Origin of the sequence: Desulfocurvibacter africanus subsp. africanus DSM 2603, from assembly GCF_000422545.1 — a bacterium.
Classification (GTDB): domain Bacteria; phylum Desulfobacterota; class Desulfovibrionia; order Desulfovibrionales; family Desulfovibrionaceae; genus Desulfocurvibacter; species Desulfocurvibacter africanus.
In genome coordinates, this window is record NZ_AULZ01000010.1 from 86,952 (window position 1) to 99,494 (window position 12,543).

The window sequence follows — 12,543 nt, forward strand, 5'->3', positions numbered from 1 at the left end:
CTCCGGTTACTCGTACTTCTGCCGGAACCTGCGGATGATGTAGGCCGAGATCACGTTCAGGATGAGCGTGAACACGAGCAGCACCAAGCCCAGGCCGAAGGCGGACAGGGTTTCGAGGCTGTCGAAGGCCTGATCGCCCACCAACGCGTCGACGATGCGCACGGTGACGGTGGTCACGCCCTCCAGGGGATTCCAGGTCAGGTTCGGCCGCAGGCCAGCGGCCATGACCACGATCATTGTCTCGCCTACGGCGCGCGAGAAGGCCAGCAGGACGGCCGCCACGATGCCGGGCAAGGCTGCGGGCAGCAGCACGCGGCGGATGGTCTCGGACGTGGTGGCGCCCAGGGCGTAGGAGCCTTCGCGCATGGACATGGGCACGGCGTTGAGGACGTCGTCCGACAGCGAGGAGACGAAGGGGATGATCATGACGCCCATGACCAGACCGGGCGACAGGGCGTTGGTGTAGTCGGCGCGCACACCGAGCGCCTGCGCCGTGTTGACCACCCAGGGGCTCACGGTAATGGCCGCGAAGAAGCCGTAGACCACCGAGGGAATGCCGGCCAGGATCTCCAGGGCCGGCTTGAAGATGCGGCGCATGGGCAGGGAGGCGTACTCCGAGAGGAATATGGCCGCGAACAAGCCGATGGGCACGGCCACCAGAAGCGAGATGGCCGTGATGAGGAACGTACCGGCGAACAGCGGCACCGAGCCGAACAGGGGCTTGGCCACGCCCTCGGTTTCGCGCCCGGCCGCGCCCAGAAACGCCGTGCCCGGACTCCACGCCGTGCCGGTGAGGAACTCCCACAGACTGACCTGACTGAAGAATTGCAGGGCCTCGAAGAGCACCGAAGAGACAATGCCCACGGTGATGAGAATGGACAGGACCGAAGACATGCGCAGCGTCCAGTGGATAACCCCTTCCACGGAATTGCGCGCGCGCAGCTCGGGATTTACGGAACGATGCGCGTACACCAGGCCGGCCAGCCCCAGGCCCATGGCCAGGGCCATGAGCACCCAGTCCGGCGCCGGACGCAGGCCGGCCAGGCGCAGGATCCATGAAGCCACAGCGAGCAGCAGCGGCGGCAGGAAAGCCCACAGGAAGCCGTACCAGCCGTAATACCAGCTCGGAGAATGGAACTTGGCCCCGCCGAAGCGCTCGGGCCTGGCCTTGGCCCGGCAAAGCGCGTAGCTGCCCGCTCCGAGCGGAGCCATGCCCAGCACCAGGAGTTGCGCGATTTGGCTGAAATTCAAGCAGTCACCTCTTTTGTCCGCCTCATTGCCTGCACGGGATGGATAAATGCCCGGTAAAAAAAGGGCCGCCTGGACGGGTAATACCACCCTATGCAGACATCGCCGGCCATCCGCGAGCAATTAACAAGCCTTGTACCATCATTGCGAAGTTGGAAAAGCCCGCCGCGGGCTTTTCCAACAATCTGTCATAAGGCCGGTCCCAGGCGGGACCGGCCCTCGTCTATGCTTAGTCTCTTTACTACTTCAGGTCGCCCTGCTTCAGCGGAACCAGTCCGACAACCTGCTTCTGGGCCTTCTTGCGCATGTCGTCGGGAAGCGGGATCAGGCCGATGCGCTTGAGCAGCCCCTTGGGTCCGATCATCTTCTCGCTCATGAACAGGTCGGCGTACTCCTTGATGCCAGGCACCTTACCGATATGGGCCTTCTTGATGTAGAAGTACAGGCTGCGGGAGATGGGATACTTGCCGGATGAAATGGCCTCGGGCTTGGGCTCGACACCGTTGATCGAGGCGCCCTGGATGCGGTCCTGGTTCTCCTCCAGGAAGCTGTAGCCAAAGATGCCGAAGGCGTTCTTGTCCTGGGCCAGGCGCTGCACGATGAGGTTGTCGTTCTCGCCGGCATCGATGTACACGCCGTCCTGGCGGATCTTGGTGTACTTGCCGCCGTAACCATCCTTGAGGCCGCCCTTGGTGGAGGTATGCTCCATGACGAGCTCCTCGAAGGCGTCACGCGTGCCGGAGCTGGTCGGGGGACCATAAACAACGATGGGGCGTGCGGGCAGCTTGGAATTGATCTGGTTCCAGTTCTTGTAGGGGTTGGGAACCAGCTTGCCGTTCTGGGGCACCTCGGCGGCAACGGCCAGGGTGAGCTCCTCGAGAGTCAGGTTCATGGCCTGGTTGGACTTGTTCTGGGCAAAGGCGATGCCGTCGAAGCCGATGATAGCCTCCACGATGTCGCCCACGCCGTTCTGCTGGGCGCGCTCGAACTCGCTGCCCTTCATGCGGCGGGAGGCGTTGGTGATGTCCGGGGTGTTGTCGCCCATGCCCTCGGTGAACAGCTTGAAGCCGCCGCCGGAGCCAGTGGACTCGATGACCGGAGTCTTGAACTTGGTGGTGGAGCCGAATTCCTCGGTCACGTAGCTGGCGAAGGGATAGACCGTGCTCGAACCTACGATCCGGATCTGGTCGCGGGCCTGGGCCACGCCGGCGCCCATGGCCAGCATGCTCAGCGCGACAAGGCCGGTGGCAAGAAGCTTACGCATTGGTTCCTCCTCACAAATTGTGTGTGCGATTTATCGTCGAGGCAGGATACCTGTAGGACGCTCGTGTTACAGTCATTCGCGTCACAGGTTACATTTCCGTGACGCTCGGTCGATCTTGCAATGATTAATGCGATACCGGGCCTCGTAACCTGGCGGCAACTCCCGGGCTAGGCTTCTTGGTTCCTTGCGTTCTCACCCGCGCTGATAGTCCTTCCCGGCTTGCTCAACTCGTCCATGACCTGACCCCGCGACCTGGCTCGCTCCCCATATGGCTGCGTCGATGTCAACGCCGGAAGCATCGGCAACCTGGCTACCCTCCTGACCGTCACGCATGTCGCGCATGACGGCCTCCAGGTCGTGCACAAGGCCGCCCAATTCGTTCACGGATCTAGCCGATTGCTCCATGGCGCGGGCGGTCTCGCCGGCGATGCGGTCCACGGCTTCGGTGGACTGGGCCACCTGGGTGCTGGCCAAGGATTGCTGCTCCGCGGCCGAGGCGATGACACGCACTTGGTCGGCGGTCTCCTGGGCCATGCGCAAGATGTCGGACAAGGCTTGGCCCGTGCGCCGCACAAGCTCGTTGCCCTGGGACAGAGAAGCGTTGGCGGCCTCGGTGCCGGTCATGTTCTTGCGCGCGCTGGCCTGGATCGAGGTGATATAGCCGCCGACCTCCCTGGTGGCGGTCATGGTCTTCTCGGCCAGCTTGCGCACCTCGTCGGCCACCACGGCGAAGCCCCGGCCCGCCTCGCCGGCGCGGGCCGCCTCGATGGCCGCGTTGAGCGCCAGGAGATTGGTCTGGTCCGCGATGTCCGAAATGACGCCCAGCACCTTGCCGATATCCTGGGCCTGACGGCCCAGATCGGCCATGTCCTTGGCCAGCCTCGAGGCCTGGCCAGCCACCTCGTCCATGACGCGCTCGGACTGCTCGACCACGGCGACGCCCTCCTCCGCCAGCAGGCGCGTGCGCTCGGACAGGCCGGACGCCCCTGTCGCGCTGCGAGCCACCTCGCTCACCGAGGCGCTCATCTCCTCCATGGCGGTCGCGGCCTGGGAGGCCCTGCTCTCCTGCTCCCTGGCTCCGTCGCGAGAGCGGCCTATGGCCTGGCCGAGCTGCTCGACGCGCCTGGCCACCTGGTCGGAAATTTCCCGGGCCCGGCTCGCGGCGTCGGCTATGCGTCGGTTCTGCTCCTGCACCAGGCCGTGCTGCAGCCGCTCCTCGGTCAGGTCCACCCAGATGGACATGGCCCCAATGAGCTGTTTGCCCAGGTCATATATGGGCGTGGACACCACGCGCAGGTGCACGGGCATGCCGCGCTCCTCCACGGGGATTTCGATCTCCCACTGGAGTTGCCTGCGCTTGTCCATGGCGTCCTGACTCAGCGTGCGCCGATTGCCGTCACGGAAGGCGAACTCGGCCAGGCTCATGCCCAGGTATTTGGAGGCTTCGCCCTCGTGACCCAGAATATCCACGGCGGACTGATTCACGTGGGTCAGGCGGTTGTCCAGGTCCACCACGGCGCAGGGCACCACCACGCTCTCCAGCACGCCGCGGCTGAAGCCAAGCTCGTGCTTGAGTTCGCGGACCATGCTCTTGACCGCGCCCACGGTCTCGCCGATGGCGTCGGACGCTGCATACTCGAAGCTGTAGTCGAAGTTGCCGGCGGCCACTTCGCGAGCCAGCTCCGCCAAACGAGTCATGGGAGCCATGGTCTGGCGGCTGGTGAACCACATGACCAGGCCCGCTACCGCCAGCGACAGGGCCGCGCTGACCAGCAAGGCCACGAGCACCTGACGGTTTACGCCCTCCATGAGTTCGCCGTTTGTCGCCGTGGTCACCAGGCGCACGCCCCAGGGCTCGAAACTGGAGACATAGGCCTCGCATACCACGCCGGCGTCCTCGTAGGTGAACAATCCGTCCGGCGCAGCGAGCAAAGCCGCCCCGAACGCCTTGGAGTGCAGGTTCGCGCCCAGCACGGCCCGATCTGGGTGGATGAGCGTACGGCCGTCATCGGACACGACATACGTGTAGCCTCGGCCATTGACGTTGACCTTGGTCAGGGAGGCGGACAACTCCGGTGTGACTATTCTGCGGCAGACCTCCAGGGCGCCGATGACTTCATCTCGCGTGTCTAGGAAAGGCATGTAAGCCGCCTGGTAGAGTTCGCCCTGGATGCGCACCACGCCCTGGAATGTCTTGCCGGACACGACGGCCTCGAAAACCTCGTGGCCGGCCGGGATGTAAAGCCCCTGGGCCGACTCGCCCCGCATGCCGACAATGTTCGTCGAGACTCGCACGAGCCGCTGGCCGTCGTGCTGGAGCACCGAGGCCGACACGCCCGACAGGTCGCGCACCTTGTCCACGAACTCGGTGCTCTCGTGCATGAACCCGCTGCCGAGCTGCAGGCCGCGCAATGCGCCTGCCTCCCTTGCGCCAGTGACTTGGTCTGTCAGGGTCAGCTCGGCCTGCACCAGGCCATTGAAGGAGGGAAAGCCCGAAGACCTGAAGGTCATGTCCATGACTTTCAGATCCGAGGCGATCTTGTCCAGATTCAACGCGTGCTGCAGCGAAACCGTCTCCAGCAGGGTGCCGGCCACGCTGCGCAAGGTCTCATGACCTTTGCGCGTATATCCTGCGCGGGTTTGCACGAAAGTCACGGCCGCCATGCACAGCACCGTGGCCAGGACAATAGTCAACGAGCCGAGTGTGAGCTTTTGCCGGAAACCGAGAGTATTCGCCATGCTCACATCCCACAGGGCGCGGAGGGCTGTCCCGGCGCCAGGTTGAAGTCGTGCCACTAGATAGACGCGGCTCTGGCCGCAAACTACCGTACCCCTATGCCTATAGGAACCGGGAAGCTGGTCCTGTCCATACCTTTTGGAAAGGAACTCCATAAGGCGTTTATGTTACTATTCTGTGACATCACGAAACAACTGCCTATGGGTTCTAGGATCCCTGCCGCTGAAACGATTTCGTCATCTTTGGGGCGGGCAGCACGGCAAAGGCCTGTATGTACGCCTGTACATCAAACTTAGAACGCGCCCCTCTGAAACTCATGCTGCGCACGGTGCCGAACACAGAGCGTTCGGGCCAGGGCCGGTCATGCACCCCACCAATGGCCCAAGCCAAGCCCGCGTAGCCGTTGGGATCGCGGCCATCCAACTCCCAGCGGTCATTAAGACGCACTGCGACGGCCATGGCTTCTTCCGGACTCTTGCTCCATTCCAGAATCTTTTTAGCCCAGTACATGCGCAAGTAGCCATGCATGTACCCCGTGGCGAGCATCTCCCTCTGGGCGGCATTCCACAGTGGGTCGTGCGTGCAAGCCTGTTCCAGCTCGTCACGAGAATAGAGATACGGCCTCGGATCGCCTTGGTGCGCGTCCAGGGTGCGCCGGGCCCAATCGGGAAAACTCTCGGCTGAATCATAGGCGGGCTCATGCAGACAAAAGTTCTCGGCCAGTTCCCGGCGTACAACGAGCTGTTCCAGGAAGGCATCCTTGTCCTCTTGGGGCGCGTCCGCCTGGATCACGACAAGAGCCACGCGCTGGGCCGAAAGCATGCCGAAGTGCAAATGAGCCGACAGACGCGAGGTCGTCCCGCCATTGGGATCGTTGCGGCCCACGGCATAGCCCGACAAACGTTCGGTCGTGAATTCTGCCAACAGAGCCCCCGCAGCCAGTTCGCCGGAACGCGGCCCCGACAATCGTCCCACATCGCTATTCACCTTTAGGGAGTCCATGGCTTGTGACCAGTCGTTGGCAGGCCAATCCAAATTCCATGGGACCGTCTGAGGTTTCAGGGTCGGAATCGCTGTCAGAAACTCCGGTAGTAGGCGATGAATCTTGGGCCGGAAGGTTCGCGCGGCCCACTCCTTCTTTTCCGATACCGCACGGCAGGGCACGATATTGCGGGAGTCGACCTCCTCGACTGCGGTCTGTACTTCGGCGGCGATGCGCTTTAGCCACCCTCGCTTGATGCGTAGCGGATCGAAATCCGTGATAATCGCACCGACTGCCAAGTATCGCGCTAAGTCAGGAATCACTTCGGCGGGGTCGCCCAGCAGCAGGAAAAACGGAATGCCAATGGCTTCCAGCCCGTGTTCCACCTCGCGCAATCCTGCCAAAAGAAAGGCATACTGCCGCAGACCGGCCTCGAGATAATCGGGAGCGAGACCGTAGGCCACGGCTAAGGGCACGCCTCGATCAACCGCCAATTCCCTTGCACGCAGCAGCCCCCAATTATCATTCACCCTATGTTCGCGATGCATCCAGTACAGCACAGGTCCAGGCCCATACGGCCTCTCGTTCAAGGCCATTAAGCGCCTTTCATCGACGATGTTCATGCTGGTCCCCTCTCTATGCGCTTACTGGTTTCCAATCGGCACGCACATTGCTCCAATCAGGATCAGCAGATAGCGGGTAAGCCGAGGCAGAGAGCTTTCTGCATGCGCGTCCATGGCCGGTCGACAGAACGGACAGGGATTCCAGTCTGACTGGAATTTGACGTCGTGGCATTGCCATCCCTCCAGGCCGATGCTAACAATTGAGTGAGAAACCCTAAAGGATCTGGATAGCATAATAAGAGCCGCCATTGCCGGAGCGAGCATGGATTTTTGCACAACATCGGATAAAAGGCGCTTTCCGCGGGTAAACGTGGAGGGGCTCTTTGCAAGCCTAGCGGACTCGGACTGCAAGCTCCAGGTCGTGGATATCAATCTCGACGGCTTGGCGGTGGCCGGCGAAGCCTTGGCGGACCTGCTCCCCAATCAGCAGATCTCCGTTAGCCTATGGCGCGGCGAACAGTTGCTCCTGCGCATCGGCAAAGCCCGAGTGGCTCATTGCGACGCGTTCAAGGCGGGTATCCATTTCCTCGAACTGGATGTGGAGAGTAAGAATACGCTCTTCTCCGTCGTTATCAGCGCGCTTGCACGATCCATGGACTAACAGGGCTGGCGGCACATGCCGCAAGGCCCACCAGCTACCGTCCAGGACTGATCCTGGAAAAGCTCTTTTAAATATCCCTGTTGACCAGACACGCCATCCATTATTATATTTCTACGCGCACTTAAAATTTCATGCCCCATAACATCTTCGAATACGCTTCGAGGCGCTTCCATCGTCATGGCAGCCCGTTGAAGAATTGACCACGTGAGCCCAGAGACCCGTAAGATGCACAGGAAGCAGTGTATTCGTAACAGTTGGTGAGCTTTGCTCGGCCATTGCGTGGTTTGGACTGTCCACAACTGACTTTCTCAAATCACCCGTTTCCCTAAACAGTCGGCCGCTTTTTCAACGGCTGGATTGACCCGGCATCTCCATTACCTCGGACAGACACGAGCGACATATGCGTTTCCTTTCGACCAGGACCGTCAGCAGCCAGTTGCGCCTCTATTCGCTTTTGCTGGTCCTCAGCCCCTTGCTGCTGGGCCTGGCCTACTATCTGGCCATCCTGCGGCCGTCGCTATACGCCAGCCAACATGCGCGCATTGAGAGCGCCCTGCGCTACCAGGCCTTGCAGATCGAGACGTGGATTAGAGATTTGTCGCGCGACCTGCGTTTCCTTGCCGCCACGGAGGAGATGCGCAGTACCGATCCCGCGCGCGTGAGCAAACTGTTCGAGCTGTTCATCTCCGGACGCAATGATCTCTATTCCCTTGTGTTCATCGACAAGAGCGGCATCACCAGGATCGACTTCGACGCGCCGGCCGGGATCGATGTCTCGGACCGGCAATATTTCCGGGAATCCCTGCAGGGCCGAGATTTCATCTCCGAGGCTCTCATCGGCCGCCAGTCCGGCACCCCTCTGGTCATCTTATCCACACCCGTGCGGGACGCGGCTGGAACCGTTCAAGGCGTGCTCATGTGCCCGGTGATGCTGGACACATTGTCCTCCATGCTCTTCTCCATGCGCATCGCTGGGTCCAGCTCGACCTTCCTGCTCGATCACGCTGGGCGCATTTTGACCGGGCCATACGCCCGCCTAGCGCCCGCGGAAGCCGAAACAGCCCGGTTTTCCGTGCTGGGAGCCGGAGTCGAGCCCTTTGCCAGCCTATCCAAGGGCTTGCCGCCGCCGCCCAGCTATACCAACTACAACAACGAGAAGGTCATCGGCGCCGCCCTGGCCATCGGAAATGGCGATTGGATGCTCGTGGGCGAGGTGCCCGAGGCCGAGATTACAAGCCAGGTCGTGCGCTACCTTCAGTATCTGGCCGTGGTCAGCCTGGCCTCGCTGCTTGCCGGCGCCCTGCTCCTGCGGCGCACCGCCAGATCCATTCAGACGCCCTTGCGCCTGCTGACTTCCTACTCCGAAGCCATCCGCCAAGGACGCTACAGCCTGCCCAAGCACGACGAGACCATGTCCCGCGCGACCATCGAAATGCATGCGCTGTACGAATCCTTCCTGCTCATGGCCAGCGAGATGGAATCCTCCCTGCTCCGGCTCAAGAAACTCTCCGGAACCGACCAGCTCACGGGCCTGGCCAACAGACGCACGCTCGAAACCACGGGCCGCACGCTCGTGGAGGCCTGTCAACGCGGCAATCGCCCCTGTGCCTGTCTCATGGTCGACATCGACCACTTCAAGGCCGTCAACGATGGCTTCGGGCACAATGCCGGGGACAAGGTACTCGCAGAAGTGGCCCGGCGCATGGCTGCGGCTTGCCGTGGTTCGGACCTCTGCGCCCGCTTCGGCGGAGAGGAATTCGCGATCCTCGCGCCCAATGCGAACGAGGATTCGGCCGATAAGCTGGGCGAGCGCATACGCATGGCCGTGGCCTCGGAGGCGTTCGACCTCGGAGCCAACCTGCGCGTACAGTGCACCGTGAGCGTGGGCGTTTCTCAGCTCTCCCGCGAGCCCGAGGTCGGCAAAGCCCATCTGGAGGACATGCTGGCCCGCGCGGACCGCGCTCTTTACTATTCCAAACAGCAAGGGCGTGACCAGGTTTCGCTCTATCGGCTTTGCTGCCGCGATCCCCAGGCGACCTGAGGCAGCGCGGGCTTCAGCGCCCTCACAGCGACATGTGTAAAGCCCGCGGCGGGTAGTCTAATAACGCGATCGGCGCTCGCAACGGCGGATCGTAAGCGCAAGAAACTCCTTCCTAGGCGGTACACGCCCGTGCATCCAATTCTAATCCGCATTCGTCCCGCTAATGACTGCTAAAAAACATCTTCGTTGGAACATGGCCATGCTTAAGGATAGGTTGCCCAGCGAGCTCTTCCCTGACCGGGAACGATAGGACTACGGGCTGCGCGACAGCATCCCCAGCGCACCCCATCCCGGATCTGACACGACAAGGATTCTGACAAGGCAAGGATCAGGACATGAACGCAACCACAGCCCTGCTGCTCATAGACATCCAGCGCGATTACTTCCCCGGAGGCCGCATGGAGCTTGTCGCTACAGAAGCCGCGGCAACCAAGGCTTCCCGTCTGCTGGCCGCCTTTCGCCAAGCGAAACGACCGGTGTTCCACGTGCGCCATATCAGCACGCGGCCCGGCGCTGCATTCTTCCTGCCCGACACCGATGGTGTGGCTTTCCACCCGGCAGTAGAGCCTTTGCCGGATGAGGCCGTGATCACGAAACACTTCCCCAACAGCTTTCGGGAAACGCTTTTGCTTGAGTTCTTACGCCACAGCGACGTGTCCTCATTACTCATCTCAGGCATGATGACGCACATGTGCGTGCATGCCGCCGCACGCGCGGCCGCGGACCTTGGTTTTGCTTGCAGTGTGGCCTCCGACGCCTGCGCCACGCGCGACATGGCCTTTGGCGGAATCACTGTACCGGCGGCGCATGTGCATACGGCCTTCCTCGGCGCATTGCATGGAACATATGCACACGTTGCGGATTGTGATACGCTGCTTGCCATGTTCTGAACCGCCTCCCACGTTAGCCGTGGCGGTCCCCATATTCGCATGTTGGGAAGTCGTTACAGTGTCGTTAAGGAGCCGAATGACTTGGGGTAAGCCTGAACGGATTCCTCCGCAGCATGCTTGAAGGCCATGCAGCTTCAATTCAACAATGTAGAATATCAATTTGATAGATAGTTTAGAACTAAAACTAGCAAGAATTTCAGCCGCCATTCTTATAAATGATTCAGAATGCAAGATTCGACTTTAATATAGCAAGACACGACCACAGCTCTTCGTCCTTCCGGTCTTAACTCTTCCCTTACCGCACCTTTTCATTTAAGTTCCCCCCGGGTTGAAGGCGGTACGCCTGCATGCACTTCCACTAAGCACATCCCTTTCGCAGGCGAGGCCGGGGTATCCAAACGGGTCGCCCATATCCCTGACGCCCCTGACCCGGGATCATACGCGGTTTTCTCTGGGGTGCAGCTTGGTTCGTGCAAACAGTATTTGCCCAGTAAAACCGAATCCGCCGATTTGCCGGCTCCTCTAGAGAGGTCGATGCGCTTATGCGCAAGTGCTTACCTTATCTCATGTCTTTCATGCTTATGGCTGCCGACATAGCGGCCGTAATTGCTGCGATCTTGATCGCTCTCAGCATGCGCCAGCTCTTCGATGGATATATCGTCGCCAATCTGTATTGGAGACTTACGCCAAGCCTGATTCTTTTCCCTGTTGTCTTCGCAACCTTGCGCCTCTATCCCGGCGTGCTCTTGTCACCGCCCGAAGAACTCAAAAAGCTCAGTCTGGGCGTTTCCCTGGTTTACCTCGCCCTGGGCGCAGTGACCTTCTTCTCCCGTGACGCGGCCCTCTACTCGCGTGGAGCGTTCATTCTGGCTTGGCTGGCTAGCCTGATGCTGGCGCCCCTGGCACGCACCTTGGTTCGCGACATGTTCGCGCGCAAGCCGTGGTGGGGCTATCCAGTGGTAGTATTCGGGACGGACGATACAGCGCGTGTGCTGTTGCGCACCTTGCAGCTCAGGCCGCGGCTCGGTTTGCGGCCCGTGGCCGTGTATTCTTGTCACGACGAAGCGCTCGCCGAGGATTTCGTGGAAGGAGTGCCGGTGGTGAGCAATCCGGAGGACATCGCGAGCCTAGGCAGGACGACAAACTCCTTTGCCGCTGTTTCCGGCGCCTGCCTCATGACAGAGGAACGGCATGCCATGCTGGACACCCTTGCGCGAACCTTCAAACACGTGATCATACTGCCGCAAGCCATGGGCCGCACGAGCCTGTGGGCCACGGCCCTGGATGTGGGCGGACTGCTCGGACTGCTGGTGCGCCATAACCTGCTCGACGGCAGACGCCTGGCCATGAAGCGCTTCATGGATCTGACGCTGACCATCTTGGGTGGCCTCGTGGCTTTGCCCCTGTGTCTTGTCATCGCCTTGATCATACGCCTGGAAAGCCGCGGCCCCGCGCTATTCAAGCAGCGGCGCATCGGCCTCAACGGCAAGCCTTTTCACGTATGGAAATTCCGCACCATGGTCCCCCATGCGGAACAGCTCCTGGCGGAACACCTCGCCCGTAATCCCACCCTCCAGCAGGAATGGAACTCCTGCCAAAAGCTGCGCCGCGACCCGCGAGTCACCCGGATCGGTCGTTTCCTGCGCTGCACGAGCCTGGACGAGCTGCCTCAGCTCGTCAATGTCCTGCGCGGCGATCTCTCACTGGTCGGCCCAAGGCCTATTGTCGAAGCTGAAATCGATCGCTACCGCGACTGCTACCACCATTACACCCGAGTCAAACCGGGCATTACCGGCTTGTGGCAGATTTCGGGACGCAACTTGGTATCCTACGACAAACGCATCGACCTCGATACATATTACATCAATAATTGGTCCGTCTGGTTCGACATATACATTCTAGCCAGAACCATCCCCGTTGTGATCACCCGCCAAGGAGCCTGTTGACAGCCGAGCGTCGCTCCTGCATTCACCAAGACGAAAGTTCGGTACAGACCATGTGGTTCCATGAGACTACACTGATGGGATGCCATGGAGCCAGAATTAGGGCCCAGGCCACATCAACGGCCATGCAAAACCGTTCATGTCGTAATAACATGGTTCCGCGTTGCTTCGACCGATAAAAAATGCACAGACCATGACAACGGCTTTGTTGCTT

8 protein-coding genes are annotated in these 12,543 nt (G+C 60.9%); 4 read left to right on the forward strand and 4 right to left on the reverse strand.

Features of this window, described 5'->3' with window-relative positions:
• Positions 1 to 6 precede the first annotated feature (6 nt).
• The 4 genes from pstC to H585_RS0107890 all read right to left on the reverse strand — a co-directional run bounded on the left by pstC (position 7) and on the right by H585_RS0107890 (position 6,854).
• Positions 7 to 1,251: a phosphate ABC transporter permease subunit PstC gene (gene pstC, locus H585_RS0107875; protein WP_027367424.1), complete on the reverse strand. Its 1,245-nt coding sequence runs from the start codon at positions 1,249 to 1,251 to the stop codon at positions 7 to 9.
• A 238-nt stretch (positions 1,252 to 1,489) separates the two neighbouring features.
• Positions 1,490 to 2,512 carry a PstS family phosphate ABC transporter substrate-binding protein gene (locus tag H585_RS0107880; protein ID WP_014259975.1) on the reverse strand — a complete coding sequence of 341 codons (1,023 nt, stop codon included), beginning with the start codon at positions 2,510 to 2,512 and terminating at the stop codon, positions 1,490 to 1,492.
• A gap of 192 nt (positions 2,513 to 2,704) precedes the next feature.
• Positions 2,705 to 5,251 carry a methyl-accepting chemotaxis protein gene (locus H585_RS0107885; RefSeq protein WP_027367425.1) on the reverse strand — a complete coding sequence of 849 codons (2,547 nt, stop codon included), beginning with the start codon at positions 5,249 to 5,251 and terminating at the stop codon, positions 2,705 to 2,707.
• Between the two features lie 205 nt (positions 5,252 to 5,456).
• On the reverse strand, positions 5,457 to 6,854 hold the full coding sequence (locus H585_RS0107890; protein WP_027367426.1) for a deoxyribodipyrimidine photo-lyase: 1,398 nt from the start codon (positions 6,852 to 6,854) through the stop codon (positions 5,457 to 5,459).
• Positions 6,855 to 7,116: 262 nt separating this feature from the next.
• Here H585_RS0107890 and H585_RS0107895 point away from each other — a divergent pair, with 262 nt between their 5' ends.
• The 4 genes from H585_RS0107895 (at position 7,117) to wbaP (ending at position 12,332) form a co-directional block, all read left to right on the forward strand.
• On the forward strand, positions 7,117 to 7,455 hold the full coding sequence (locus H585_RS0107895) for a PilZ domain-containing protein (RefSeq protein WP_027367427.1): 339 nt from the start codon (positions 7,117 to 7,119) through the stop codon (positions 7,453 to 7,455).
• 400 nt (positions 7,456 to 7,855) lie between these two features.
• A complete protein-coding gene (locus H585_RS0107900) occupies positions 7,856 to 9,496 on the forward strand; it encodes a sensor domain-containing diguanylate cyclase (RefSeq protein WP_027367428.1) in 1,641 nt (546 codons plus the stop codon).
• Between the two features lie 335 nt (positions 9,497 to 9,831).
• Entirely contained in the window at positions 9,832 to 10,386 is a 555-nt protein-coding gene (locus H585_RS0107905; protein ID WP_027367429.1) for a cysteine hydrolase family protein, read from the forward strand.
• A gap of 581 nt (positions 10,387 to 10,967) precedes the next feature.
• On the forward strand, positions 10,968 to 12,332 hold the full coding sequence (wbaP, locus tag H585_RS0107910; protein ID WP_081678623.1) for an undecaprenyl-phosphate galactose phosphotransferase WbaP: 1,365 nt from the start codon (positions 10,968 to 10,970) through the stop codon (positions 12,330 to 12,332).
• Positions 12,333 to 12,543: the final 211 nt, after the last annotated feature.

Coding starts and splice junctions, on each gene's coding strand:
- H585_RS0107880 (WP_014259975.1), bottom strand. CDS start 2,512: ATGCGTAAGCTTCTTGCCACCGGCCTTGTCGCGCTGAGCATGCTGGCC.
- H585_RS0107885 (WP_027367425.1), bottom strand. CDS start 5,251: ATGGCGAATACTCTCGGTTTCCGGCAAAAGCTCACACTCGGCTCGTTG.
- H585_RS0107890 (WP_027367426.1), bottom strand. CDS start 6,854: ATGAACATCGTCGATGAAAGGCGCTTAATGGCCTTGAACGAGAGGCCG.
- H585_RS0107895 (WP_027367427.1), top strand. CDS start 7,117: ATGGATTTTTGCACAACATCGGATAAAAGGCGCTTTCCGCGGGTAAAC.
- H585_RS0107900 (WP_027367428.1), top strand. CDS start 7,856: ATGCGTTTCCTTTCGACCAGGACCGTCAGCAGCCAGTTGCGCCTCTAT.
- H585_RS0107905 (WP_027367429.1), top strand. CDS start 9,832: ATGAACGCAACCACAGCCCTGCTGCTCATAGACATCCAGCGCGATTAC.
- wbaP (WP_081678623.1), top strand. CDS start 10,968: ATGGCTGCCGACATAGCGGCCGTAATTGCTGCGATCTTGATCGCTCTC.